The 25,279-nt window shown below is 63.4% G+C and carries 21 protein-coding genes and 1 pseudogene; 5 read left to right on the forward strand and 17 right to left on the reverse strand.

All coding sequences use genetic code 11. The annotated features are described in order from the left end of the window. Positions 1-59 precede the first annotated feature (59 nt). From VRB54_RS02720 to cbiE, 7 genes and pseudogenes are all read right to left on the reverse strand, one after another. Positions 60-2,168: a TonB-dependent receptor gene (locus VRB54_RS02720; protein WP_338479432.1), complete on the reverse strand. Its 2,109-nt coding sequence runs from the start codon at positions 2,166-2,168 to the stop codon at positions 60-62. A 149-nt stretch (positions 2,169-2,317) separates the two neighbouring features. Next, positions 2,318-3,700: a PepSY domain-containing protein gene (locus VRB54_RS02725; RefSeq protein ID WP_338479433.1), complete on the reverse strand. Its 1,383-nt coding sequence runs from the start codon at positions 3,698-3,700 to the stop codon at positions 2,318-2,320. 143 nt (positions 3,701-3,843) lie between these two features. Next, entirely contained in the window at positions 3,844-4,233 is a 390-nt protein-coding gene (locus VRB54_RS02730) for a DUF2946 domain-containing protein (protein ID WP_338479434.1), read from the reverse strand. A gap of 11 nt (positions 4,234-4,244) precedes the next feature. Beyond that, positions 4,245-4,718: a copper chaperone PCu(A)C gene (locus VRB54_RS02735; protein ID WP_338479435.1), complete on the reverse strand. Its 474-nt coding sequence runs from the start codon at positions 4,716-4,718 to the stop codon at positions 4,245-4,247. A 48-nt stretch (positions 4,719-4,766) separates the two neighbouring features. Beyond that, positions 4,767-5,162 (reverse strand): DUF2946 domain-containing protein, encoded by a 396-nt coding sequence (locus VRB54_RS02740; RefSeq protein WP_338479436.1) that lies wholly within the window; start codon positions 5,160-5,162, stop codon positions 4,767-4,769. A 197-nt stretch (positions 5,163-5,359) separates the two neighbouring features. Next, positions 5,360-6,084, reverse strand: a pseudogene (locus VRB54_RS02745) (cobalt-precorrin-6A reductase). After that, entirely contained in the window at positions 6,081-7,286 is a 1,206-nt protein-coding gene (cbiE, locus tag VRB54_RS02750; RefSeq protein WP_338479437.1) for a precorrin-6y C5,15-methyltransferase (decarboxylating) subunit CbiE, read from the reverse strand. The pseudogene VRB54_RS02745 and the gene cbiE overlap by 4 nt, the downstream one beginning before the upstream one ends. 38 nt (positions 7,287-7,324) lie before the next feature. Between cbiE and cobG the strand changes: the two genes are divergently transcribed. The 5 genes from cobG (at position 7,325) to VRB54_RS02775 (ending at position 12,654) form a co-directional block, all read left to right on the forward strand. Further along, positions 7,325-8,662, forward strand: a complete 1,338-nt coding sequence (cobG, locus tag VRB54_RS02755) for a precorrin-3B synthase (protein ID WP_338479438.1) — start codon at positions 7,325-7,327, stop codon at positions 8,660-8,662. Next, the gene (locus VRB54_RS02760; RefSeq protein ID WP_338479439.1) at positions 8,655-9,281 is read left to right on the forward strand and encodes a precorrin-8X methylmutase; all 627 of its coding nucleotides are present in this window, start codon (positions 8,655-8,657) and stop codon (positions 9,279-9,281) included. Before cobG ends, VRB54_RS02760 begins: the two co-directional genes overlap by 8 nt. Continuing rightward, the gene (locus VRB54_RS02765) at positions 9,281-10,012 is read left to right on the forward strand and encodes a precorrin-2 C(20)-methyltransferase (RefSeq protein WP_338479441.1); all 732 of its coding nucleotides are present in this window, start codon (positions 9,281-9,283) and stop codon (positions 10,010-10,012) included. The genes VRB54_RS02760 and VRB54_RS02765 overlap by 1 nt, the downstream gene beginning before the upstream one ends. Beyond that, positions 10,009-11,649 (forward strand): precorrin-3B C(17)-methyltransferase, encoded by a 1,641-nt coding sequence (gene cobJ / locus VRB54_RS02770; protein WP_422396073.1) that lies wholly within the window; start codon positions 10,009-10,011, stop codon positions 11,647-11,649. Before VRB54_RS02765 ends, cobJ begins: the two co-directional genes overlap by 4 nt. 225 nt (positions 11,650-11,874) lie before the next feature. Next, a complete protein-coding gene (locus VRB54_RS02775) occupies positions 11,875-12,654 on the forward strand; it encodes a hypothetical protein (protein WP_338479442.1) in 780 nt (259 codons plus the stop codon). Between the two features lie 290 nt (positions 12,655-12,944). Here the strand turns inward: VRB54_RS02775 and VRB54_RS02780 are convergent, their stop codons facing one another. The 10 genes from VRB54_RS02780 to aroQ all read right to left on the reverse strand — a co-directional run bounded on the left by VRB54_RS02780 (position 12,945) and on the right by aroQ (position 25,160). Continuing rightward, on the reverse strand, positions 12,945-15,716 hold the full coding sequence (locus tag VRB54_RS02780; RefSeq protein WP_338479443.1) for a hybrid sensor histidine kinase/response regulator: 2,772 nt from the start codon (positions 15,714-15,716) through the stop codon (positions 12,945-12,947). A gap of 97 nt (positions 15,717-15,813) precedes the next feature. Beyond that, positions 15,814-17,106 carry a phosphoribosylamine--glycine ligase gene (purD, locus tag VRB54_RS02785; protein WP_338479444.1) on the reverse strand — a complete coding sequence of 431 codons (1,293 nt, stop codon included), beginning with the start codon at positions 17,104-17,106 and terminating at the stop codon, positions 15,814-15,816. Positions 17,107-17,262: 156 nt separating this feature from the next. Beyond that, positions 17,263-18,870 (reverse strand): bifunctional phosphoribosylaminoimidazolecarboxamide formyltransferase/IMP cyclohydrolase, encoded by a 1,608-nt coding sequence (purH, locus tag VRB54_RS02790; RefSeq protein ID WP_338479445.1) that lies wholly within the window; start codon positions 18,868-18,870, stop codon positions 17,263-17,265. Positions 18,871-18,951: 81 nt separating this feature from the next. After that, a complete protein-coding gene (gene fis, locus VRB54_RS02795) occupies positions 18,952-19,272 on the reverse strand; it encodes a DNA-binding transcriptional regulator Fis (RefSeq protein WP_003221275.1) in 321 nt (106 codons plus the stop codon). Next, a complete protein-coding gene (gene dusB / locus VRB54_RS02800) occupies positions 19,269-20,282 on the reverse strand; it encodes a tRNA dihydrouridine synthase DusB (RefSeq protein ID WP_338479446.1) in 1,014 nt (337 codons plus the stop codon). The genes fis and dusB overlap by 4 nt, the downstream gene beginning before the upstream one ends. 186 nt (positions 20,283-20,468) lie before the next feature. After that, positions 20,469-21,665, reverse strand: coding sequence for a DUF3426 domain-containing protein (locus tag VRB54_RS02805; protein WP_338479447.1), 1,197 nt, complete (start codon positions 21,663-21,665; stop codon positions 20,469-20,471). A 30-nt stretch (positions 21,666-21,695) separates the two neighbouring features. Further along, positions 21,696-22,574: a 50S ribosomal protein L11 methyltransferase gene (prmA, locus tag VRB54_RS02810; protein WP_338479448.1), complete on the reverse strand. Its 879-nt coding sequence runs from the start codon at positions 22,572-22,574 to the stop codon at positions 21,696-21,698. A gap of 265 nt (positions 22,575-22,839) precedes the next feature. Next, a complete protein-coding gene (gene accC, locus VRB54_RS02815; protein ID WP_057009687.1) occupies positions 22,840-24,201 on the reverse strand; it encodes an acetyl-CoA carboxylase biotin carboxylase subunit in 1,362 nt (453 codons plus the stop codon). A gap of 17 nt (positions 24,202-24,218) precedes the next feature. Beyond that, positions 24,219-24,680, reverse strand: coding sequence for an acetyl-CoA carboxylase biotin carboxyl carrier protein (accB, locus tag VRB54_RS02820; protein ID WP_015373672.1), 462 nt, complete (start codon positions 24,678-24,680; stop codon positions 24,219-24,221). A gap of 24 nt (positions 24,681-24,704) precedes the next feature. After that, positions 24,705-25,160 carry a type II 3-dehydroquinate dehydratase gene (gene aroQ / locus VRB54_RS02825; protein ID WP_015373673.1) on the reverse strand — a complete coding sequence of 152 codons (456 nt, stop codon included), beginning with the start codon at positions 25,158-25,160 and terminating at the stop codon, positions 24,705-24,707. Positions 25,161-25,279 lie beyond the last annotated feature (119 nt).

The raw sequence follows: 25,279 nt of genomic DNA on the forward strand, positions 1-25,279 counted from the left end.
CAATTTTCTCAGGTGCAGTGCAGGGTCTAAAGGTGGGAGGGGGCTGTGTGTAATGCCGGTCAGAAGGTGTAGTCCGCCGTGACGAACAGCGAGCGCGGCTCGCCGAGGATCCACTGTTGGCCGTCGTTGTACTGGCTGACGGCGTAGGTGCGGTCAAACAGGTTGTTCAGCTGCAGGCCCAGGGTGGTGTTGCGCAGGGCCTTCCATGACACGCTCGCGTCCACCACGGTGTAGCTCGGCAGTTCGTTCTGGTTGGCCATGTCGGCATAACGCGCGTCGACATACCGCACGCCGGCCCCGGCGCGGATGTTTTCGCTCACGGCCTTGCTCAGCCACAGGTTGGCGGTTCGTCGCGGCACGTCCACCGGGCGGTTGCCGTCGCGCGATACCTGCTCACCGCCGACGTCCTGCTGGAAGTCGTCGTACTGCGCACGCACGAGGGCGGCGTTGGCTTGCAGTTGCCAGGCATTGGGCAGTTGCAGGTCGAGGCTGGCTTCCAGGCCACTGGAGGATTGCTGGCCGACTTGCTGCTTGAGGTTCGGGTTTCCCGGAACGTCGGTCAGCAGTTTCTTTTTCACAATGTGGTAGGCCGCCAGGGTCCAGTTGCCGCGTCCGCTCCAGAACGCCTGCTTGATGCCGATTTCGCTTTGTCGGGCCGTGGACAGGTCGAACTGCTGCTGGCTCGGACTCAGCGAAATCAGGCCGCCGACGCCGTCGGTGCTGGTGGCGTACTGGCCATAGACCGAGGTGTCCGGCGTGATTGCATACACCAGCCCGGCCTTCCAGTTGTTGCCGGTCAGCGTTCTGCTTGTTTGGCTGCCATCGCGCAAATCATCGCGATCGACATGGGCGTAGTCGCGGCGAATGCCGGTGACCAGTGCAAGCTGGTCAGTGAGCTGCAGGCGGTTTTCGGCAAAACCTGCAACGGTTTTGGTGGTGGTGGCGAACAGCGGTTCGAACGGATCGGCGCTGGCAAACGGCCCCGGTTGCGGGTGGTTCACGTCGATGGGCTGGCCGTTGGCAAAGGTGTCGTCAAACGGCGAGTTGCTGGCCAGGCGAAAGCGGATGCGGTTGTACTCAATGCCGGTCACGGTCTGGCTGTCGAGACCGAACAGCGTGTGCTTGAAGGTGACGGTCTGGCGATCACCCACCTGTTCCTGATTGTGCTTGATGCCGAAGTTGCCGCTGCGGGTGAGTTGGCCGTTGGTGAAGTTGTAGTTCTCGGCGTTCTGCCAGCGGCGCTGGTTTTTCAGGTAGAACAACTCGTTGGTGGTGCTGACGCTGTCGTTGATCTGCCACTCGCTGGTCAGGCGCGTCCACTGGTCGTTGTAGTGCTGGGTGTCGTTGCTGACGTTGTAATTTTTGTCGCGCAGGCCCTTGTGCAACTGGCCATTGATCAACGGGGTGCCGAAGTAGTTTTGCGGTTGCTGGTCACCGTAGTCGCTGGCAAGTGTGAAGCTCAGGGTGTCCGCCGCCTGCCAGCGCAGCGCACCGCTGACGAAGTCGCTGGCCGAGTCGCCACGGTCGATGAAACCGTTGCTGCGCAGGCGGTTGACGTTCAAGCGATAGCTCAAGGTGTCGGTCAGCGAGCCGCCGCTGTCGAGGGCTTGCTGTTGGCGGTCGTAGGAGCCGTAGCCGAGGCGCACGTGGTTTTCGATTTCGCCTTCGAACGGCTTTTTCGGCACGGTATTGATCACCGCACCGGTGGCGCCTTCGCCGTACAGCACCGAGGCCGGGCCGCGCAGCACGTCAACGCGTTCCACCGACCAGGTGTCCACCGGGAAGGTCGAGGTGCCCATGCCCATGTACATGCGGTTGCCGTCGTACAGCTGCATCACCGAACCCTGGCCGGTAAAACCGCGTGCCGACAACGAGGTGCCGCCGTCGCCCGGCGAGCCGGTGCGGCTGATGCCGGTGGCACGGGAGATGGCGTCCTGCACACTGGCATCGCCACGCTGGCGAATCTGCGTGCCGGTCTGGCTTTCGACGCTGCCCGGGGTTTGCAGGGCGGTGAGGTTAAGGCGCGAGCCAGCGGTGGTCGGGGTGTTCAGGTCGACCCGTTCGTCATCCACGGCGGGCGCGGTGACGGGGCTGGCTGGCAGGGTCAGGGCCTGGGCGCTGTTGTGCAGGGCGAGCAGGCACAGGCCGGACGCAAGGTACTTGTTCATCGGTCGATCAGTCTTCCTGGGGTGTGCTCGCCGCAGGGCGCGGCGAGCAACGATAACGCACAAAGTGTTATAAGTTAACACTTATCGACTGCATGACTAAAAGTTCGCGCAGCCTACACAAGCCTTGTGGCGTGGGCATCTCGCCGGTTTCATGCAGAACCTGAGGCGGATTCACCTTGAGCAAAAAGACGCGACAGCACCAGGCGATCGACTGCCCACACGGCGATCAACGACGCGCCTACCAAGGGAAAAATGATCGCCAGGCCGAGCATGATCAGCATCGCGGTTTTCCATTTCGGCAGGTCATGACGCAGCGGCGGAACGCCCAGCCCGCCCATGGGCCTGCGCTTCCACCAGATCACCACGCCACTGACCGCGCTGAGCAGAATCATCAGGCAGATCAGCAATACGATCAGTTGGTTTACCCAGCCGAACATCTTGCCTTCGTGCAGCATCACGCCGGTCTCGGTGGCGCGCGCCGCCAGGTTGTAGTGCTGCCAGCGCACGTCGGCGAGGACCTTGCCGGTGTACTGGTCCACATGCAGGGTGGCGTCATTGCGCGGGTCGTCGGCGAACACCGAGACTGTGAACACGCCTGTGGCGGTGGTGGGGAAGGTGATGCTGTAGCCGGGTTCGACCTTGCGCGCAGTGGCAAGGTCGACCACCTGTTGCAGGCGCACGCCGGGCGCGGCGGGGCCTGCATGCATGGCGCCGTGGTTCATGTGTTCGGCATGGTCGCCGGACATCGGCATCGGCGTGTTTTCCATCGCCCACGGCACCGTCTGCTGGCTGGCGCTGTTGAGGATGCGCGCCTGCTGGTCGGACTGCGGCACGTTGTTCCACATTGCCGCGGGGAAGGTGTTCCACAGGGCGGCGTATTGCTTGCCCCAGAAGCCGGTCCAGGTCATGCCGCTGAGCAGCATCACCAGCAGGAAGGCCGCGCCCCAGAAACCGGCGACGGCGTGCAGGTCGCGCCATAGCAGGCGGCCCCTGGCGCTCAGGCGTGGCCACAGGACTCCGGCCGATGACTTGCCACGCGGCCACCACAGGTACAGGCCGGACACCACCAGCATCACCCCCCAACCGGCGGCGAGTTCCACCAGGCGGTCGCCGGTGGTGCCGATCATCAACTCACCGTGCAGCGCGCGGGCGATGGCTTGCAGGTTGTATTTGGCGTCCTGCTCGCCGAGCACGTTGCCGCGATAGGGGTCGACGAACACGGTTAGTTCGCGGCCGCCGTTGTGCATGACGAATTGCGCGCTGCGGGTGGCGTCGACCGGTGGCAGGTACTTGCTGACCGTCGCCTGCGGGTACGCGGCCCTGGCGCGCTGCAACTGTTCGTCGGCGCTCAGAGCGTGCTCGGCGCTTTTTACGGTGAGCAGGTCGGCGTACATCAACGGGTCTAGCTGGGGTTTGAACAGGTAGATGATGCCGGTGAGGGCCAGCAGCACCATGAACGGTGCCACGAAGAGGCCGGCGTAGAAGTGCCAGCGCCAGGCGAGGTTGTAGAAGGATACTTTTTGGGTGGTCATCAGGGGCTCCGCAAGCCTTGAATGTTGGATGCCGGTTGGGCTTCATCGGGAGCAAGCCCCTTCCCACAGTCGATCTGTGAACACATTTGAATGTGCGAGGGGCTTGCTCCCGATGCTCTTTACAAGCACAGGGTGTAAAGGGCTTACGCGGCAGCGGGCGGAGCGCGGGTACGGGCGCCTGGGAAGGTACTTTGCCGGGCATGACCCAGGCGCGGGGCGGGGGTAAGGGCGCCTATCGGCGGCGGTGTGTCGAGGGCGACCCAGGACAGGCCGCCGGGCAGGGCGGGGCAACTGAACAGCAGGTCGCAATAGCCGCATTTTGCCCAGAGTGCGTGATGGTCGTCGGGAGCTTGAGGGTGATGGGATTTGCCGTGGTGTGCCGGCATGTCCATGGACATGCCGACGTGATGATTCATCGGCATCGCCTGGGAAATCAGCGGACCGATAAAGATCATCAGCATGGCGAACAGGCTGACCCAGCCGCCGCGTGTCAGGCGGTGGCGTGCAGACAGCCCGGCGCGAGGGGCGCCCATCGATCAGCGACCTATTGGGCGTGGTTATGCGCGTGGGGCGGTGCCTTTTGCACCGACACTTGCACTTCGACCCTGCCGGCCTTTTCGAAGGTCAGGGTCAGCGGGAAGTGCTTGCCATCGGCCAACAAACTGCGGTCCTTGAGGCCCAGCAGCATCACGTGATACGCCATGGGCGCAAAGGTCAGTTCACCTTTGGCCGGCACTGCGACGCTGGTTACCTGCTGCATCTTCATCAGGTCGCCCTGCATCACATGCTCATGCAGCTCGGCCTTGTCGGCCACGGGGGTTTCGACGCCGAGCAGACGGTCCGGGGTTTTGCCGTCGTTATGGATCACGAAATACGCCGCGACGGTGGGCGCATTCGGTGGCAGCTCCTGGGACCAGGGGTCGCTGACCAGCAGCTCGCCGGCCTTGTAGTCGTCGGCATTGGCGGCGCTGAACACTGGCATCAGCAATGCGGCCAGCAGCAGGGAAGATTTGAGCATGACAGTTCTCCAGAACGGTTTTTGAACGCAGTTCACGAGCGAAGCAAATCAGACCGTGGGAGAGGCGCGGGGGTTGAGGCTCGGCCATTGACGGCGCGGGGTGGGGGCCTGCCGCGACTGCGGTGGCAGGCCCTGGGAGGCTTCAAACCGAGTGACGTACAACTGCGGCACATGCCCCGGCAGCGCCACCCATGGCGTCGAGCCCGAGCAGCACCAGCAATGCTGCATGGTGGAGTGATCGTCCTGCTGCGGCGCCGGGATCTCCAACTGGCCCAGGGCGACGGTGTTGACGCTTGCGCCAGTGGACGAACAGAACCCGCCCCAGAACAGCTGCGTGACCGGATCGTGCGCTGGCTGCATCGCATTGGCCAGCGGCATTGCAAACGCATTGAACAGCACTGCAAGGCAGGCGATCCAGGCAAGTGCAAAGTGTTGACGGGCCATGGTGGACAATCCGTGGGGTAAGCGATCAGGCGGGTATTTAGCCTGAACGGGGTGGATAAGTAAAAAGGCTGGTGTGGTGTCGCAGGGTTTGAGGATAGGCGGGGAATGGCTGTCGCGTCGGTATTCTTCAATCTCAATCATTAGCCGGCCTGAAGGTAACAAATAGGCTACCAATCAAGCAGGCGACCGCTTCTGACTTATCGAATGAAATTTGCCAACGCGATGAGTGTTTCTTCAGGCGACAATAGTTCCAGGTCTACGGTTGCCAGCACCGGCCGCCTCAGCACCAACACCGGCACCCCCTTTCCCGCGCCACCTCCAGCTTTGGCTCGGTGGCCGTGCTGCCACTGTTTTTGCTGATCAGCACATCAATTCGCTGGCGCGCAAACAACTGACGCTCATCCTCGAGCAGAAATGGCCCGCGCGCGCCGATCACTTCGCAGCGTTCATTGCCCGGGTACACCTCCAGCGCGCGCAGGGTCCAGAACTGGTGGTCGGGGATTTCGTCGAGGTGCTGCAACGGCTCGCGGCCCAGGGTGAACAACGGTCGTTTGAACGGTTTCAACGCTTCGGCCAACTGCGTCCAGTCACCGACTTCGCGCCAGTCGTCCCCGGGCTGCGGCTGCCAGGCCGGACGCCGCAGCGCCCAGCACGGCACCCCGCAGGCGCGCGCCGCCTGGGCCGCGTTGTGGCTGATCTGCGCCGCATACGGGTGGGTCGCGTCGAGAATCAGGCTGACGCCTTCAGCGCGCACAAACTGCGCCAGGCCGTCCGCACCACCATAGCCCCCCACACGTACCTGGCAGGTCAGGTCGGTGGGCACGCGCCCAACCCCCGCCAGGCTGTAGATATGCTGCGGCCCTAACGTGCGCGCGATGGCCAGCGCCTCGGTCACGCCGCCCAGCAGCAAAATCCTGTTCATAACGGCTTGACCATGTCCAGCAGGGTGATCGGCAGCGCCTGGCGCCACGTATCGAATTCCCCCAACGGCTGCGCCTGGGCCACGTGGATGCGCGTGAGTTCGCCGCCATGCCGGGCGCGCCAGTTCATCAGGGTCATTTCGCTTTGCAGGGTCACCGCATTGGCGACCAGCCGCCCGCCTGGGCGCAATTGCTGCCAGCAGGTTTCCAGCACGCCCTCGCGGGTAACGCCGCCGCCGATGAAGATCGCGTCCGGTGCCTCAAGCCCCGTCAGAACCCCGGGTGCCTTGCCGCGAATCAGTTGCAGGCCTGGCACGCCAAGGGCATCACGGTTGTGTTCGATCAGGCCCTGGCGACCGCCATCGGCTTCAATCGCCAACGCGCGGCAGCTTGGGTGCGTGCGCATCCATTCGATGCCGATGGAGCCACTGCCCGCGCCCACATCCCACAGCAGTTCGCCGGGCAGCGGCGCGAGGCGCGCGAGGGTCATGGCGCGCACGTCACGCTTGGTCAGTTGACCGTCGTGCCGGAACGCCGAATCCGGCAGGCCGGCAAGGCGTGACAGCCCCGGCGTGTCACTGCAGGCCTGGCAGTCGATGGCGACCAGGTTCAAATCGGCGACCCGGTCCAGCGTCCACGACTGCGCGAGCCCATCGATGCGCTGCTCATCCGCGCCGCCCAGGTGTTCAAACACGCTCAGTCGGCTCGGTCCAAACCCGGCCTGTGCCAGCAACGCGGCGATCAACCCAGGGCTGCTGCCGTCGTTACTCAACACCAGCAAACGCACGCCGCTGGCCAGATGCGCGTTGAGCGCCGCCAGCGGCCGGGCGACCACGGATAACGTCACCACGTCCTGCAACGGCCAACCCAGCCGTGCCGCCGCCAGCGAGACGGACGACGGTGCCGGCAACACCAGCAGCTCATCCGCCGCCACTTGGCGCGCCAGGCTGGCGCCCACGCCGTAGAACATTGGATCGCCGCTGGCCAGGACGCACACCGGCTCACCGCGCCGTGCCAGTACCGGCTCCAGGGAAAACGGGCTCGGCCACAGTTGCCGTTCGCCGCGAATACACACCGGCAGCAGGTCCAACTGGCGCTGACCACCTATAATCCGCGTGGCGCGCAACAGGGCGTGCCGGGCGTTTTTGCCCAGCCCATTGAAGCCGTCTTCACCGATGCCTACAACCGTCAGCCAGGGCGACATATCCATTCCTTGAGCGACATCCGACGGGCAGGCTTTTCATGCCGCCGGACAAAGCAGGCATAATACCGCGCCTTTACCCGTCAACCGGTAGCCCCGTGAACCCATCGCCCGCCCTGAACACCTTGCGCCCCTCGGCTTGTCCGGGGTTGCTGCGTATCGTCCAGGCGCTGGATGGCGGCATCTGCCGGATCAAACTGGCCGGCGGTTCGATCACCGCCACCCAGGCCCACGCCGTGGCGGACGCGGCCCGGGCCTACGCAGGCGGCGTGATCGAGGCGACCAACCGCGCCAACCTGCAGATTCGCGGGATCGGCGCCGAGCAGGACGCCTTGATCGCAGCCCTGCTGGCTGCAGGCCTTGGGCCGAATAATGCGGCGGGTGACGACGTGCGCAACCTGATGCTCAGCCCCAGTGCCGGCATCGACCCGCAGATGCTGTTCGACACCCGCCCGCTGGCCGCGCAGATCCTCGCCACCCTGGAAAACCATCCGCGCTTTCATGAACTGTCGGCCAAATTCGCCGTGCAACTGGACGGCGGCGAGGCTTTGGCGATGCTCGAACACCCTCACGACTTGTGGCTGTCGGCGTTTGAACACGGCGGCGATACCTTGCTGGCGTTCGGCCTGGCCGGGTGCCCGGGGCTGGATGCGCCACTGGCGGCCGTGCGTCTGGAGCAGGGGCATGCCCTGGTGGTCGCCGTGCTGGACGCGTTTCTGGCACTGGCGACGCCGCAGCAAACGCGCATGCGTCATCTGGCGGTGGATAACCTGGTGAGCCGCCTGAGCCTGCCGCTGTTGCCGGCAGATGGCTTCAAACGCCCGGCCAGTGATGCCTTGCAGCACCTGGGCAGTTATCCACAGCGGCAAAAAAACCGATGTTACGTCGCCGCCGTTGCGCCGTTGGGTCGTCTGGATTCGACGATGCTCAGCGGCGCCGCGCAACTGGCCAGCGAGCATGGCGACGGCACCTTGCGCTTCACTCCCTGGCAAGGCGTGCTGCTGCCCAACCTCACACAACCTCAAGCGGTGACTGCGGGTTTGGCGCAACTGGGCTTTCTCTGCTCGGGCGAGCAACCCCTGGCCCGCGTGATCGCCTGCACCGGTTCCAGCGGCTGCGCCAAGGGCCTGGCCGACACCAAGGCCGACGCTCTCGGCCTGCCGCCCGGCCACGACGTGCACCTGTCCGGCTGCTCGCGCTCCTGCGCCGCTGCGCACACCGCGCCAGTCACCTTGCTGGCGGTGAGCCCCGGCCACTACGACCTCTATTTTCGCGATGCAGCCCAGCCGGGTTTCGGCCGGCTGCACGCGCGCAACCTTTCCATTGAAGCGGCGGGCGCCGTGCTGCGCGCTCGTCCACGGAGCAACACCGATGATTGATTACATCCGCGACGGTCAGGAGATCTATCGCAACTCCTTCGCCATCATTCGCGCGGAAGCCAACCTGAAGCGCATCCCGGTCGACCTGGAAAAACTCGCGGTGCGGGTGATTCATGCGTGCGGCATGGTCGGCGCCATCGACGGCCTGCAGTTCTCCGAAGGTGCGGGCAAGGCCGGGCGCGATGCGCTGGCGGCCGGCGCGCCGATCCTGTGTGACGCGCGGATGGTCTCCGAAGGCGTGACCCGCACGCGCCTGCCGGCCAACAATCAGGTGATCTGCACCCTGCGTGACGACAGCGTGCCGCAGTTGGCGCGCGACTTGGGCAACACCCGCTCTGCCGCCGCGCTGGAGCTGTGGCGCCCGCACCTGAAAGGCAGTGTGGTGGTGATCGGCAACGCACCGACCGCGCTGTTTTACCTGCTGGAGATGCTCGATGCCGGCGCGCCGAAACCGGCGCTGATACTCGGCTTTCCTGTTGGCTTCGTCGGCGCCGCTGAATCCAAGGCAATGCTCGCCGCCGACAGCCGTGGCGTGCCCTTCGTGATCATGCAGGGTCGCCTCGGCGGCAGCGCCATGGCCGCCGCCGCCGTCAATGCGCTTGCCACGGAGGTGGAGTGATGCCGGCACGCGGACGCTTGATCGGCCTGGGCGTCGGCCCCGGCGACCCGGAGCTGATCACCGTGAAGGCCCTGCGCCTGCTGCGCGAATCTCCGGTGGTGGCGTACTTTGTGGCCAAGGGCAAGAAAGGCAACGCGTTCAGCATCATCGAGGACCACCTGGTGCCCCAGCAGACCCTGATGCCGCTGGTGTACCCGGTGACCACCGAAGCGCTGCCGGCGCCGCTGTCCTACGAACAGGTGATCAGCGACTTCTACGACACCGCCAGCCTGCACGTGGCGGCGCATCTGGACGCCGGCCGCGATGTGGCGGTGATCTGCGAGGGTGACCCGTTCTTCTACGGCTCCTACATGTACCTGCACGACCGCCTCGCCGAGCGCTACGAAGCACAGGTCATCCCCGGTGTGTGCTCGATGCTCGGTGGCGCTTCGGTGCTTGGCGCGCCGCTGGTGTACCGCAACCAGAGCCTGTCGGTGCTGTCGGGGGTATTGCCCCATGAAGACCTCAAGCGCCGTTTGGCTGATGCCGACGCGGCGGTGATCATGAAGCTGGGCCGCAACTTCCCCAAGGTGCGCCAGGTGCTGGAAGAACTGGGGCTTGCCGACCGTGCGCTGTATGTGGAGCGCGCAACCATGGCCAATCAGAAAATCGTGCCGTTGGACCAGGTGGTGCCGATGTCGTCGCCATATTTCTCGCTGATCATTGTGCCCGGTGAACGGTGGCAAGGATGATCAGTCCCGCGATCGTTATCCTCGGCCAGGGCAGCCTCGCCACGGCGCGCCGGATCCAGCAGGTGTATCCCGGCGCGTTGATCCACGGCCTGGCCGGACGCATCGAAGGCGCGGACGTAAATTACAGCGAATTCGGCGCCACGCTGCGCCAGCTCTACCAGCAGGGCACGCCGCTGATTGCGCTGTGCGCTGCCGGCATTGTGATTCGCACCCTGGCGCCGCTGTTGTTGGAAAAGGGCGAAGAGCCCGCCGTGCTGGCGGTGGCCGAGGACGGCAGTGCGGTGGTGCCGCTGCTCGGTGACCTGGGCGGTGTGAATGTCATGGCGCGCGAGATCGCGGCGGCCTTGAACGTGGCGGCGGCGATCACCACCAGTGGCGAGCTGCGTTTCGGCACCTGCCTGCTCAACCCGCCCCAGGGTTATGAACTGGGAGACCTGGAGCTGGGCAAGCGCTTTGTCAGCGATCTGCTGGCCGGTGAACGTGTGCGCATCGAAGGGGCGGCGCCGTGGTTGAACGAGGCGAATCTGCCCCGGGATCAGCAGGCTCATCTGGCGATTCACGTGGGCAGCGCCGCGCGCGCGCCTGCGGCCAATGAACTGCTGATTTACCCGAAAAATGTGAGCGTCACCTGCAAACCAGGCGCGCAGTTGGCCGAGCGGGTGCGCACCGCGCTGCAACAGGCCGGCATCGCGCTGCAATCGCTGGCCTGTCTGTTGGCCAGTGACACGCAGATGGCGGACGCGTCGCTGCACGAAGCCGCAACGCAGTTGGCGGTGCCGCTACGGTTCGCCAGCGTCAGCCAGGACGCCGATATCGTGATCGATGTTGCCGAGCAACCGCTGGACCTGTCCCAGGTCGGTCGCGCGCGTGGTCGTCTCGCAGTGATCGGTCTGGGCCCCGGCGCCGTCGAGTTGATGGTGCCGGCGGTGAAGGCCGAGCTGGCGCGCTGTACCGATGTGCTGGGCTATGAAACCTACGTGCGCATGGCCGGGCCGTTCCGCGACGATCAGGTACAACACTGCACCGACAACCGCGAAGAAATGCAGCGCGCGCGGCACGCCTTCGAACTGGCCGTGCAAGGCCGTTCGGTGGTGGTCGTGTCGTCCGGCGACCCGGGCGTATTTGCCATGGCGGCGGCAGTGATCGAGGCGCTGCACGAGTCCAGCGACCCGGCGTGGCATCAGGTCGACCTGCAGATTTTGCCGGGGGTGTCTGCGTCGCTGGCGACCGCCGCCCAGGCCGGCGCGCCGTTGGGTCACGACTTCTGCATGATGTCGCTGTCGGACAACCTCAAGCCCTGGTCGATCATCGAAAAACGCCTGGACCTCGCGTCCCAGGCCGACCTGGCGCTGGCGTTCTACAACCCGATCTCCCGCGCACGGCCTTGGCAACTGGGGCGAGCGCTGGAAATCGTCGCGCAGCACCGCACGGCCGAAACGCCGGTGGTGCTCGGCCGCGATATCGGGCGACCGGGCCAGAGCCTGCGCGTCACCACTCTGGGGCAACTCACGCCCGAGCAGGTGGACATGCGCACCATGGTGCTGATCGGCTCGTCCACCACCTGCACATTCCCGCGTGCCGGTGGCGGTGAGTGGGTATACACGCCGCGCTGGTACGGCGACAAACCCAACGCCTGATACCGTGGGAAAGCTCCGATTAATTCTCGGGTTATACCGGGGGTTAGTCGGGGCTTTTTCTTTTTTCATCGATGAAATAAGTGCGACCTGGCGCTGCGCCCGGCAATTGCTGGGCGGCATGTTCAGGTGCGAGCAGGCAAGGGATAAGTGTGGTCTGGCAAGCGCGCCCGTCACTGGACTAGGGTGAAGGCAGCCCCAATGTGGGGTGCTTGTGGAGAGCTGAACATGGAGCGACATCATAGAAGGATCAACAGTACAAAAAGGCGCAAGTTGATTGCGGCCTACAAGCTGCCGGCGGCGCCAGGTGCGCCGGCATTGTCGGCGCCCGACCTCGAGGATGAGTCGAACGCGGCGGTGGTCAACAACAGCGTGATCTCGTTTGCCGAGGGACTGTCCGGCCTGAGCCGCGAATACATTCGCAAAAGTTACCTGCTGGCCAGCAGTTATGTCAGCGATGTGTTGAAGATTCATCGCGGCACCGAGGCGTGGTATGACGAATTCCTCAAGGTGATGATCAGCCTGGGCTGGCTGCCGATGCGCAGCAGCTTCGAGCGGGTCTCCAGCAGCGGCAAGGGCCTGACGGTGCAACTGGCGGTGCTGAACATGATTGCCGCGATGCTCGCCTCGACCGCACTGGCCGGGCCGGTGCTGGCGGCCTTGCCCAGGCTGGCGGCGGATGCGCTGGAGGCCATGAAGCAGCAACCCGCCTCGTTCGAGCTGTTCAAGCGCAACAGTACGCTGCAGCAGGGCGGTGACTTTGGCGTGGCGTCGTGCACCGAAGCCAACGGCGAAGTGATGATGGTGCTGGTGACCTACAGCAGCCAGGGCGTGAGCAAACAGGTGGGGCTGCCGTTTCTGGAGTGGGACAGTTCCTCGTTCGAAGCCTTCAGCGGGCAGACCTGCCTGGTGCTCAATACCTCGCTGGTCAACGAAAAAACCATCCAGCTGATGCGCGAGAGCGCGGGGGACAAGGTGCAGTCGGCTATCGCCAGATACCGCATCTGAGGCATTTATCAGGCCTGTGAGATTGCGAAGACGATTTGACGGGGCGCCTCAGATCAAAAGCAAAAGCGCGGCGGCCTTAGAGCCGACCGGAATGGTTTGCCGAACGCCGTACAAAATGTGGGAGCGGCTTGCCCGCGAAAGCGGTGGGTCAGTCAACATCAATGTTTGCTGGACTACCGTCTTCGCAGGCAAGCCAACTCCCACAGGGGATCTGCGCTTGACTGAACGGCATCAGGGCGAGCCCGCTCGCCACAGCGGCTAGAGTTTGCTGCAAGACAGCGCAGTTGAAGTCAGGAGGGCTCGTGTTCCGGGCGCTGTTGGCGCTGTGCCACCCAGAATTCCACCAGCTCACGCAACTGCGACAACTCCACCGGCTTGGCCATGTGCCCGTCCATTCCGGCCTGGCGTGCGCGTTCCTTGTGTTCCGAGAGGATATGCGCAGTCAGCGCCACCACCGGCGTGCGGATGCGCTGGTGGCTGACTTCCCACGCGCGCAGTTGCTGTGTGGCGGAGAAGCCATCGAGGATCGGCATTTCGCAGTCCATCAACACCAGATCGTAGCGCTGGGCCTTCATCGCCTGCAGGGCTTCTTCGCCGTTGCTGGCGGTGTCCGGGTTGAGGTTGAGCTTGCCAAGCATGCCGCGAATCACTTTGGTGGAGATGCTGTTGTCTTCGGCCACGAGGATGCGGAAGTCGGCCGGCACAGTAATCGCGGCTGGTGCGCTGAGTTGCGCGCGTGGCTGTGCGTTGCCTTTGTTGCGCTGGGTCAGTTCGTCGGCCAGGGTGGTCTTGAGTGTATAACCGGCCACCGGCTTGGCGAGGATGCGCTTGATCCCGCTGTTGCGCGCGATGATTTTGCTCGGCGCGTTGCTGATGCCGGTGAGCATGATCAGCAGGATGTCGTGGTTCAGGCTCGGGTCTTCCTTGATCTTGGCCGCGAGCTGCATGCCGGTCATGCCGGGCATGTTCTGATCCAGCAGCACCACATCGAAGTAGTCGCGCAGGTGCGCCTTGGTACGCAGCAGCGCCAGGGCTTCCTTGCCGGACGACACGGCGCTCACGTTCAGGCCCCAGGCGCTGCATTGCTGCACCAGCACCTTGCGGCAGGTGTCGTTGTCGTCCACCACCAGCACGCGCGCATCCTGCAGCGGACCGTCCAGGTCGCAGGTGGGATGTTGCAGGCGCTGCGGGTCCAGCGGCAGGGTCAGCCACAGGGTGCTGCCCTGGTGCGTGCCACTCTTGATGCCGAACTCGCCGTTCATCAACAGGATCAACTGGCGGGCAATCACCAGGCCCAGGTGGCCGCTCAGGCGCGTGGCCGAAACGAAGTTCTTGCTGTGCAGTTCGCTGTGCAGCAAGGCGTCGCGTTCGGCGGCGTCCATCGGCAGGCCACTGTCCTGCACGGCAATGCGCAGGCGTGGCTGGGTGTTGCGGTCTTCCAGTGCGATCACGATCAGCACTTCACCTTCGTCGGTTTTCTGCAGGGCGTTTTCCAACAGGCTCAGCATTGCCTGGCGCAGGCGCGTGGGGTCGCCGCTGATGACGCGGGGCACCTGGGGCTGGATAAAGCTGATCAGCTCGACGTTCTGCTGTTCGGCCTTGGCGCGGAAGATGCTCAGGCAGTCGTCGATCAGTGCATTGAGGTCGAACTGCACGTCATCGAGCTCGATCTGCCCGGATTCGAGCTTGGAGATGTCGAGAATCTCGTTGATCAGCGTGAGCAGCTCGTTGCCGGCGCTGTGGATGGTCTGCACATAGTCGCGCTGCTTGACCGACAGCGGCGTGCCCAGCAGCAGCTCGGTCATGCCCAGCACGCCGTTCATGGGGGTGCGGATTTCGTGGCTGATCTTTGCCAGAAACTCGGCCTTGGCGGCGATTTCGGCGTTGCTTGCGGCCAGGTCACGGCTGAGGCTGAAGCGGGTTTCGACAATGGCGCGCTGGCGTTCGCCCAGCGCCAGGCTCATCAACAGGCCGCTCAGGCAGATAAAACCGAGCAGCGTCACGATCAGCCCCTGCGGTGCCACCAGCGTCAGGCCGAGCAGGGCGGGCAGGATGATCAGTGTGCCGATGTTGAACACCACCATCGCCGCCACGAACAGGCGCGCCGGGCGGTAGCCTTTTTGCCAGTGATAGGCCGAGACGAACAGCATGCTCAGGCCTGCCAGTGCCACCAGGGCGTAGGTGATGATGTTCAGCGGCAGGGTGTTGACGAACAGCAGCAACAGGCCGCAGAGCACAATCACCAGGATATCGGCCATCAACAGCTTGTTCAGCGGATGCGGGCCCAGCGGCATGAAGAAACGGTAGGCATACATCAGCCCGCAGGGTGCGGTGAGCAGCAGGGCGAGGTAGGCGCCGGGGGTCTGGATCGCGTGCCAGTTGGGCAGCCATGGCCCCACCAGGTTGAGCAGCAGCGCCAGGCTGAGCATCAACAGCACTTCGCAGGCCGCCAGCCACAGGCTGCTGCGCGAGCGGTGATAGGCGAAGCGCGTGAGGTTATGCAGGATCAGCATCGCCAGTACGCCGAACAGCAGGCCGTAGATCAGCGTCTGGTTCTGGTTGGCGGCGGCCAGTACCGCCGGCTCCAGAGTGATGTACGGGCGCAGTTCGTGTTCCGACACCATGCGCAGGTACACCTCCAGAGGCTTCTGGCTCTGGGGCATCGGCAGCATGAAGTCACTGCTGGGCAGCGGGCGCTCCGATTGCGGCTGGCGGGTGCCGGTGTTCTGCTGTTCGACCAGGGCGTCGCCGTCCAGCACGTACAGGCTCAAGTGCGACAGGTCAGGGGCGAACACCCGCAGCAGTTGCTCGTGCTTGCCGGGTTGCAGCTTGAAGCGTACCCACAATGCACCGTCCGGCGGGGCAGCGGTGATACGGTCCAGTTCGGTGGGGCTGAATTGATTGGTGTAGCGCGGGGACCGTATGTCGCTCAGTTGCAGGTCAGCCTGTTCGTCGAGCAATATCGCCCAACCACTGCCTTGTGCGGCCGCCTGGGCCGGGAACAAGCAGAGCAATGTCAGCAGGCTGACAGTGAAACCTATGGCGATCCTGAGCCAGCGCAAGGCGAAATCCCTTCGTAGGTTGGTGCACGGGTGAACTATGCGCGGGGAGGCATGAGTACGGCAAGGGCCACAGGCCCTCACCTAACCGAACGGATAGCTACGAGTTCTCGCCACGTTCACGGGCAATGGCGCGGTAGCCGATGTCCGTGCGGTAAAAACAGCCTTGCCAGTCGATCTTCGCCGCCAGCTTGTACGCCTGTTGCTGCGCGGCGTCGACACTGGCACCCATCGCGGTGGCGCACAATACGCGGCCACCGGCGGTCACGACCTTGCCATCCTTGAGCGCGGTGCCCGCATGGAACACCTTGCCTTCCAGCGTAGCAGCGTCTTCGAGACCTTCAATCACATCGCCCTTGGCATAGTCGGCGGGATAACCCCCGGCGGCTATTACAATCCCGACGCTCGGGCGCGGGTCCCACTGCGCTTCAACCTTGTCCAGCGCCTGGGCCAGGGCGGCTTCCACCAGCAGCACCAGGCTGGACTGCAGGCGCAGCATCACCGGCTGGGTTTCCGGGTCGCCGAAGCGGCAGTTGAATTCGATGACTTTCGGGTTGCCGGCCTTGTCGATCATCAGGCCCGCGTAGAGGAAACCGGTGTAGACGTTGCCTTCGTCGGCCATGCCGCGCACGGTCGGCCAGATCACCAGGTCCATGACGCGCTGATGCACTTCGCTGGTGACCACGGGGGCAGGGGAGTAGGCGCCCATGCCGCCGGTATTCGGACCGCTGTCGCCGTTGCCGACGCGCTTGTGGTCCTGGCTGGTGGCCATCGGCAGCACGTTCTTGCCGTCGACCATCACGATAAAGCTGGCTTCTTCGCCGTCGAGGAACTCTTCGATCACTACCCTGGAACCTGCGTCACCAAAGGCGTTGCCGGCGAGCATATCGCGTACCGCGTCTTCGGCTTCCTGCAGGGTCATGGCGACGATCACGCCTTTACCGGCGGCCAGGCCATCGGCCTTGATCACGATTGGCGCGCCTTTTTCACGCAGGTAAGCCAGGGCCGGCTCGATCTCGGTGAAGTTCTGGTAGTCGGCGGTGGGGATCTTGTGACGCGCCAGGAAATCCTTGGTGAAGGCTTTCGAGCCTTCCAACTGCGCGGCGCCAGCGGTGGGGCCGAAGCAATCCAGGCCACGGCTGCGGAACAGATCCACCACGCCCGCCACCAGCGGTACTTCCGGGCCGACGATGGTCAGCGAAACGTTCTTTTCGGCAAAGTCAGCCAACTGCTCAAGGGCCAGTACGTCGATGGCGACGTTCTCGCACTTGGCTTCAATGGCGGTACCGGCGTTGCCGGGTGCCACGAAAACCTTCTGGACGCGTGGGTCCTGAGCAACTTTCCAGGCCAGGGCGTGTTCACGGCCACCGCTGCCAATGATCAAAACATTCATTTCAAAAACCTCGGATGACGCAAATTCTGTTGGGCGCCGCAAGAGCGCTTTATGTGGGAGGGGGCTTGCTCCCGATAGCGGTCTATCAGTCAAATAATCGCCTGCTGAAATACCGCCATCGGGAGCAAGCCCCTCCCACATTTCGATCAAGTTGGATCAGTGACGGAAGTGGCGCATGCCGGTGAAGACCATGGCAATGCCGGCCTCATCCGCAGCGGCGATCACTTCGGCATCACGCATCGAACCGCCCGGCTGGATCACGGCGGTCACGCCTGCCTTGGCGGCGTTGTCCAGGCCATCACGGAACGGGAAGAACGCGTCGGACGCCATCACCGAACCAGCCACCTGCAGACCGGCGTGTTCAGCCTTGATCGCAGCAATGCGCGCCGAGTTCACGCGGCTCATCTGGCCGGCGCCGACACCGATGGTCTGGCGGTTCTTGGCGTAGACGATGGCATTGGATTTAACGTACTTGGCCACTTTCCAGGCGAAGATCAGGTCGTTGATCTCCTGCTCGGTCGGCGCGCGTTGGGTCACGACTTTCAGGTCTTCACTGCCGATCATGCCGATGTCGCGGCTCTGTACCAGCAGGCCGCCATTGACGCGCTTGTAGTCCCAGGCAGCGGCACGCTCGGCCGACCACTCGCCGCACGCCAGCAGGCGCACGTTGGCTTTGCCGGCGACGATGGCGCGGGCTTCTGCGCTGACGCTTGGGGCGATGATCACTTCGACGAACTGACGCTCGACAATGGCCCTGGCGGTTTCGGCGTCCAGCTCACGGTTGAAGGCAATGATGCCGCCGAAGGCCGACTCGGTGTCGGTGGCGTAGGCCAGTTCGTAGGCCTGGCGAATCCCGCCTTCTGCGTCGGGGCTTACCGCCACGCCGCACGGGTTGGCGTGCTTGACGATCACGCAGACCGGCTTGACGAAGCTCTTTACGCATTCCAGCGCGGCGTCGGTGTCGGCCACGTTGTTGTAGGACAGCTCTTTACCTTGCAATTGGGTCGCGGTGGCGATGCCGACTTCGGCAGGCTTGGCCTCAACGTAGAACGCCGCGCTCTGGTGCGGGTTCTCGCCGTAGCGCATTTCCTGAGCCTTGATGAACTGGCTGTTGAAGGTGCGCGGGAACTGGCTGCGGTCTTCGGTGCTCAGGGTGTCGGCGGCCTGATTCACGGTGCCCATGTAGTTGGCGATCATGCCGTCGTAGGCGGCGGTGTGTTCGAACGCCTTGAGCATCAGGTCGAAGCGCTGGGCGTAAGTCAGGCCGCCAGCCTTGAGGCCTTCGAGCACCTGGGCGTAGTCGCCGGCGTTGACCACGATGGCCACGTCTTTATGGTTCTTGGCTGCCGAGCGGACCATGGTAGGGCCGCCGATGTCGATGTTTTCGATGGCGGTCGGCAGGTCGCAGCCGGGCTTGTTGATGGTGGCTTCGAACGGGTAGAGGTTGACGGCCACCAGGTCGATCGGCTTGATGCCGTGCTCGCTCATGATGGCGTCGTCGATACCGCGACGGCCGAGGATGCCGCCGTGGATTTTCGGGTGCAGGGTCTTGACCCGACCGTCCATCATTTCTGCGAAACCGGTGTAGTCCGCCACTTCCACTGCGGCCACGCCGTTGTCCTGCAGCAGTTTGAAGGTCCCGCCCGTGGAGAGGATTTCCACGCCCAGGGCTTCCAGCTCCCGGGCAAATTCCAGGATGCCGGTCTTGTCGGAAACACTGATCAAGGCGCGGCGGATCGGCAGGCGGGTAGTCTGGTCGGTCATTTCAATTTCCATCAAAAGCAAAGGAGTCAGCAAAAAAGGCGACCGGTTCTACGCGGGCGCCTTTCTGGTTTGATTGAATGCTTACAGCAAATCGTACTGCTTGAGCTTTTTGCGCAAGGTGCCACGGTTGAGGCCGAGCAGCTCACTGGCTTTGGTCTGGTTACCCTTGACGTAGTTCATCACGCTTTCGAGCAAGGGCGCCTCGACTTCGGAAAGCACCAGGTTGTACACGTCCGTGACGGAAGCGCCCTCAAGGTGGGCGAAATAATTGTGCAGCGCCTTCTCCACACTCCCGCGAAGGGTCTGGCCTTCTTCGCTCGGCGTGTTCAGGTGCTGTTTCAAATTGACGTTGTCGCTCACGGGTGCTGTTCCACTCACTAAAGTCTCGGTCATCATCGTCATGCGGCCACCCATTCTCCGTCCCCTGCTCTCAGGCTCTTGTCTCGCTCGGTAAAGAACTCACGAACGGCGGTGACCTGTGCTTGCGTTTCATCCAAACGATTGAACCCGGCGCGAAACTCCCTGGCGCCTGGCAGGGTTGCGAGATACCAACCCACATGCTTGCGAGCAATACGCACGCCCATCACATCGCCGTAAAACGTGTGAAGGGCCGCCAGATGCTCTAGCAGAATACGTTCCACCTCGGGCAACTCCGGTGCCGGCAATACCTCGCCAGTGCGCAGGAAATGCTCGATCTCACGAAAGATCCATGGCCGCCCCTGGGCGGCCCGGCCAATCAACAGGCCATCGGCGCCGGTGGCGTGCAGCACGCGCCGGGCTTTCTCGGCCGAGTCGATATCGCCATTGGCAAATACCGGCATCGACACCGCCTGCTTGATCGCGGCAATGGTGTCGTACTCGGCAACACCTGTGTACAGATCGGCGCGGGTGCGACCATGCACCGCCAGCGCCGTAATGCCTGCCTGTTCAGCGATCTTCGCCACTGTCAGGCCGTTCTTGTTGTCCCGGTCCCAGCCGGTACGGATCTTCAGGGTTACCGGCACATCGACTGCGGCCACAACGGCCTGCAGGATCTCGGCAACCAACTGCTCGTCCTTCAACAGCGCGGAACCGGCGGCCTTGTTGCAGACCTTCTTGACCGGGCAGCCCATGTTGATATCAATGATCTGTGCACCCAGCTCCACATTGGCCCGGGCCGCGTCCGCCAGCATCTGCGCATCACCACCGGCGATCTGTACCGAGCGGGGCTCGGGATCACCTTCGTGGATCATGCGCATCCGCGATTTGCGGGTGTTCCACAAGCTCATGTCGCTGGTGACCATTTCCGAGACTACAAGACCCGCACCCAAACGTTTGCACAGCTGACGAAAGGGCTGGTCGGTGACGCCCGCCATCGGGGCGAGGATCAAGCCGTTCTGCAATGTGTATGGGCCGATGCGTACCGCCGACATAGGACTTCCCTGTTGTGGGGCCGGATCATTAGAGTTCGAAAAAGGGTTGGCATGATACCCGCTCTCGATGACTGGATAAAGGCTGAATTGGATAAAATCTGAACAGTTATTTCTTTATCGCCGCCCGTTAGGTAACCGGCGATTCTGGCAGGAATCTGCCACCAAAGCCCCGCAGTGCGGGCCGTTTCACTCGGGCGAATGAAAGCTCAGGCTGTAATTTACGGCTTTGTTGCCGGGGTCGAGGATATCCAGCGAGATGTGGATCGGCGTTTGTGATGGCATTTCGCTCACTCCGGCCAGCTCGCCGCTCAGGTATTCGGCAGGCTTGAAGCGACGACTGGCGATCAGGCCGCCGTTCATGTCGGCAAAGCGCAACTCCAGCAAGGGGAAGGGCTGGGAGAACGTCGCACGGTTGTAGATGATCGCATCCACCACCAGCGCCCCGGCGAACTCAGGGTGGCTGCGCACCACCAGGTTGCTGCTCTTGATGTGCGCAATATCGACCCGCGATGGCACCTTGCAGCCAAGCACCGGGCACACTTGCTGGAACCACGGGCGGTAGGCGTCCTGGCGCGCGAGGTCGTCGAACTGGTAGGCGATGAACTGCCCGGCGAGGCCGGCCGCCGCGATCAGCACGAGCAGTATCCACAGCAGGCGACGGCCCGGTGTCGATGCGCGCTTTTGCGCGTACAGGTGCAGCGGGTCGTCTTCCAGGTCCAGCAGTTGCTCGTCGTGAACACGGGTCTCGGCGCGCGGGCGCTTGCGGCGCAGCGGTGGGCGTTGATCCTGCGGCTCGGCCGCATGGGTCAGGAGCGTGAACGGTGGGTCGGGATTTTCATCATCCAGGGCAGGTTCGTCGTCGAGGGCTTCGGCACGCCGCGACATGGACGGTTCGGTGCGCTGTCGTCCGCTGCTCGGCTCAGCGGGCTCGTCGACAGCCTGGGTGCGTTCCTGCGGCGGTTCGCTGAACAGGCTGGCGGCCCATTTCTCTTCCTCAGCCTTCACGTTGTCGCGACTGGCGCTGAGGGCATCCTCTTTTTGTCGACGGTCGGAGCCGGCGTGCCGACGCTCGGCGCCCAGCGGTTTTTCGCGCTGTTCCAGCTTGGCCAGCTCTTCGTCCAGGTCCAGGTTGTCCAGGTCCAGCTCTTCGGCGTTCCACTGTTTCTGGCTGATGGCGCGCGGTGACTCTGGCGCCGGTTCAACGGCCACCGGCAGCTCGGCGTCGCCGGCCTCGGCGCGCTGCTCGAGCAGTTGGCGCAGGGCGTTGAAGACCTGAAGACACGAGCCGCAACGCACCACGCCGCGAGCCGCGCTCAGTTGAGCGTGGTTGACGCGAAAGCGCGATTGGCAATGCGGGCACTGGGTGACGAAACTGTCGGTCATGCGGCCATCCGATTCAGGCAAGCGCTCATTCTAGCGCCGACGTCCGCTGATGCGTACCCAGCCATCGCGGTTGGCTATCGGATCCAGCTCAAAATCCTTCGCGTAGGCGGCGGCAACGTCTTCGTCCTGCTCGGCAAGGATGCCCGACAGCGCCAGGCGCCCGCCCGGTTTGACCAGGCTCGACAACTGCGGCGCCAGGGCAACCAGCGGCCCGGCAAGGATATTGGCCACCAGCACATCGGCCTGCACCTGCGGCAGGTCCTGGGGCAGGTACAGCGGGAATTTGCCTTCGGCAATGTGGTTGCGTCCTGCGTTGTCGCGCGAAGCTTCCAGTGCCTGCACGTCGATATCGGTGCCCACGGCCTCCCTGGCGCCCAGCAACAGTGCGGCAATGGCCAGGATCCCCGAGCCACAGCCGAAGTCCAGCACATTGCAATCGGTCAGGTCCTGGCCATCCAGCCATTCCAGGCACAGCGCGGTGGTGGGGTGGGTGCCGGTGCCGAATGCCAGACCCGGGTCCAGCAGCAGGTTGACCGCATCGGGTTCAGGCGCGGCATGCCAGCTCGGCACGATCCACAGGCGCTGGCCGAAGCGCATCGGCTGGAAGTTGTCCATCCAGCTGCGCTCCCAGTCCTGGTCTTCGATCACTTCGCTGTGATGCTCGGGCAGCGGGCTGCCGGTGAGCAGTTCCATATGGGCCAGCACGGCGGCAGCATCGGTGCCGTCTTCGAACAGCGCCAGCAAATGGGTGTGGGACCACAGCGGGGTGGTATTGAGTTCGGGCTCGAAGATCGGCTGGTCTTCAGCGTCCATGAAGGTCACCGACACGGCGCCCACTTCGAGGAACGCGTCTTCGTAGGTTTCGGCTTGTTCTGGGCTGATGGCGAGACGGACTTGCAGCCAAGGCATGGCGGGCACCTTTGAAAAAATGAGTGTGCAGCGGGTGGGGGGCTGCGAAAGGGCGCAAGTTTACGCGAGCGGCGGGCAGAAGACGACTGTACTGACTGAACACAAATCAAATGTGGGAGGGGGCTTGCCCCGATGGCGGTGTATCAGTCATGGAATATTCAACTGACCCACTGCTATCGGGGGCAAGCCCCCTCCCACATTTTTGATTTGTGTACATCCCAGAAACAACAAAGCCGCCCGAAGGCGGCTTTGTTGGGTGGAGCGCTTACTGATTGGCCAGCTTGTGTTCCAGGTAGTGAATGTTCACACCACCTTCGCAGAAGCCTTCATCACGTACCAGATCCCGGTGCAGCGGGATGTTGGTCTTGATGCCGTCGACCACGATTTCGTCCAGGGCGTTACGCATGCGGGCCATGGCCTCGTCGCGAGTCGCGCCCCAGGTGATCAGCTTGCCGATCAGCGAGTCGTAGTTGGACGGAACCTTGTAGCCGCTGTACAGGTGCGAATCCACACGGACGCCGTTGCCGCCGGGCGCGTGGAAATGCTTGACCAGGCCAGGACTTGGGATAAAGGTTTTCGGGTCTTCGGCGTTGATCCGGCACTCCAACGAGTGACCGTGCATCTTCACGTCGTCCTGGGTGAAGGACAGCACGTTGCCAGCGGCGATGCTCAGCATCTCCTTGACGATGTCGATACCGGTGACCATCTCTGAAACCGGGTGCTCTACCTGCACACGAGTGTTCATCTCGATGAAGTAGAAGCGGCCGTTCTCGTAGAGGAACTCGAAAGTACCGGCGCCACGGTAGTTGATGTCGATGCACGCCTTGACGCAGCGAGCCAGCACTTCCTGGCGCGCTTTTTCGTCCAGGCCCGGTGCCGGGGCTTCTTCCAGGACCTTCTGGTGACGACGTTGCAGCGAGCAATCGCGGTCGCCCAGGTGGATGGCGTGGCCTTGGCCGTCGGACAGTACCTGCACTTCCACGTGACGTGGGTTGGTGAGGTACTTCTCCAGATAGACCATCGGGTTGCCGAACCAGGCGCCTGCTTCGGAGCGGGTCTGCTTGGCGGCTTCGATCAGGTCTTCTTCCTTGTGCACCACGCGCATGCCGCGACCACCACCGCCACCGGCAGCCTTGATGATCACCGGGTAACCGACTTCGCGACCAATGCGCAGGGCGGTTGCCTCGTCTTCCGGCAGCGGGCCGTCGGAGCCTGGAACGGTTGGCACGCCGGCCGCGATCATCGCGTCCTTGGCCGAAACCTTGTCGCCCATTAGGCGAATGGTGTCGGCTTTCGGGCCGATGAAGGCAAACCCGGATTTTTCCACCTGTTCGGCGAAATCGGCGTTTTCCGCGAGGAAGCCGTAGCCAGGGTGGATGCCATCAGCGCCGGTCACTTCAGCGGCCGCGATGATGTTCGAGACTTTCAGGTACGAGTTCGTGGCCAGCGGCGGGCCGATGCAGATGCTTTCGTCCGCCAGTTTCACGTGCATCAATTCGGTATCGGCCGTCGAGTAAACAGCGACGGTCTTGATGCCCTCTTCCTTACAGGCGCGCAGGATACGCAGCGCGATCTCGCCGCGGTTGGCGATCAGGACTTTTTGCAGTTTCTTCGCAGGTTTCAACATCGAAGGCGCTCCGCGGTTCAAACGATGGTGAACAGCGGCTGGTCGTACTCAACCGGCTGACCGTTTTCTACCAGGATGGATTCAATGACGCCGGCTTTTTCAGCGGTGATATGGTTCATCATCTTCATCGCTTCAACGATGCAGATGGTGTCGCCCACTTTCACGGTCTTGCCGACTTCAACGAAGGCTGGCGAGGTCGGTGCCGGGGTGCGGTAGAAGGTACCGACCATTGGCGACTTGACCACGAAGCCGTTCAGCACAGGCTCTGCCGGTGCGGCAGGCGCAGCGGCAGCAGGTGCGGCGGCCGGAGCAGCAGCGGCCGGAGCCGGCGCTTGCATTTGCGGCGCGTAGAACTGTTGGGCCGGGGTCTTGCTGTGACGGCTGATCCGTACGGACTCTTCGCCTTCCTTGATTTCCAGCTCGTCGATACCGGATTCTTCCAGCAGTTCGATCAGTTTCTTGACTTTACGGATATCCATGAATCATCAACTCCCAAGGGTCGGTCAGGGGCGCTTGGCCGGTTGTTCAAGTTGTTCCAGGGCGGCCTCCAGGGCCAGCCGGTAACCGCTGGCGCCAAGGCCGCAGATCACACCTACCGCTACATCGGAGAAGTAGGAGTGATGGCGGAAAGCTTCGCGTTTGTGCACGTTCGACAAATGCACTTCGATGAATGGGATGCTCACCGCCAGCAGCGCGTCACGTAATGCAACACTTGTGTGCGTAAAAGCGGCGGGATTGATCAGGATAAAGTCCACGCCTTCGCCACGCGCGGCATGGATTCGATCAATCAGTTCGTACTCGGCGTTGCTTTGCAGGTAGAGCAAATGGTGGCCGGCCTCACGAGCCCTGCGCTCCAAGTCCAGGTTGATCTGGTCCAGGGTGACTGCCCCGTAGACGCCCGGTTCGCGGGTGCCAAGCAGGTTCAGGTTGGGTCCGTGAAGAACCAGAAAGGTCGCCATCGGCTGTTCCTTGTTATTGATGTGGGTACGGCAGAACCCGGCGACTATGCCGCAAAGCGTTTGTGACTGTCCAGTTCTATGCAGTAGGCAGCACGATTAGCGAGGATAGCGAAAAATTT

The organism is Pseudomonas trivialis, assembly GCF_036864995.1.
GTDB lineage: Bacteria > Pseudomonadota > Gammaproteobacteria > Pseudomonadales > Pseudomonadaceae > Aquipseudomonas > Aquipseudomonas trivialis.

Coding starts and splice junctions, on each gene's coding strand:
- VRB54_RS02720 (WP_338479432.1), bottom strand. CDS start 2,168: ATGAACAAGTACCTTGCGTCCGGCCTGTGCCTGCTCGCCCTGCACAAC.
- VRB54_RS02725 (WP_338479433.1), bottom strand. CDS start 3,700: ATGACCACCCAAAAAGTATCCTTCTACAACCTCGCCTGGCGCTGGCAC.
- VRB54_RS02730 (WP_338479434.1), bottom strand. CDS start 4,233: ATGGGCGCCCCTCGCGCCGGGCTGTCTGCACGCCACCGCCTGACACGC.
- VRB54_RS02735 (WP_338479435.1), bottom strand. CDS start 4,718: ATGCTCAAATCTTCCCTGCTGCTGGCCGCATTGCTGATGCCAGTGTTC.
- VRB54_RS02740 (WP_338479436.1), bottom strand. CDS start 5,162: ATGGCCCGTCAACACTTTGCACTTGCCTGGATCGCCTGCCTTGCAGTG.
- cbiE (WP_338479437.1), bottom strand. CDS start 7,286: ATGTCGCCCTGGCTGACGGTTGTAGGCATCGGTGAAGACGGCTTCAAT.
- cobG (WP_338479438.1), top strand. CDS start 7,325: ATGCCGCCGGACAAAGCAGGCATAATACCGCGCCTTTACCCGTCAACC.
- VRB54_RS02760 (WP_338479439.1), top strand. CDS start 8,655: ATGATTGATTACATCCGCGACGGTCAGGAGATCTATCGCAACTCCTTC.
- VRB54_RS02765 (WP_338479441.1), top strand. CDS start 9,281: ATGCCGGCACGCGGACGCTTGATCGGCCTGGGCGTCGGCCCCGGCGAC.
- cobJ (WP_422396073.1), top strand. CDS start 10,009: ATGATCAGTCCCGCGATCGTTATCCTCGGCCAGGGCAGCCTCGCCACG.
- VRB54_RS02775 (WP_338479442.1), top strand. CDS start 11,875: ATGGAGCGACATCATAGAAGGATCAACAGTACAAAAAGGCGCAAGTTG.
- purD (WP_338479444.1), bottom strand. CDS start 17,106: ATGAATGTTTTGATCATTGGCAGCGGTGGCCGTGAACACGCCCTGGCC.
- purH (WP_338479445.1), bottom strand. CDS start 18,870: ATGACCGACCAGACTACCCGCCTGCCGATCCGCCGCGCCTTGATCAGT.
- fis (WP_003221275.1), bottom strand. CDS start 19,272: ATGACGATGATGACCGAGACTTTAGTGAGTGGAACAGCACCCGTGAGC.
- dusB (WP_338479446.1), bottom strand. CDS start 20,282: ATGTCGGCGGTACGCATCGGCCCATACACATTGCAGAACGGCTTGATC.
- VRB54_RS02805 (WP_338479447.1), bottom strand. CDS start 21,665: ATGACCGACAGTTTCGTCACCCAGTGCCCGCATTGCCAATCGCGCTTT.
- prmA (WP_338479448.1), bottom strand. CDS start 22,574: ATGCCTTGGCTGCAAGTCCGTCTCGCCATCAGCCCAGAACAAGCCGAA.
- accC (WP_057009687.1), bottom strand. CDS start 24,201: ATGTTGAAACCTGCGAAGAAACTGCAAAAAGTCCTGATCGCCAACCGC.
- accB (WP_015373672.1), bottom strand. CDS start 24,680: ATGGATATCCGTAAAGTCAAGAAACTGATCGAACTGCTGGAAGAATCC.
- aroQ (WP_015373673.1), bottom strand. CDS start 25,160: ATGGCGACCTTTCTGGTTCTTCACGGACCCAACCTGAACCTGCTTGGC.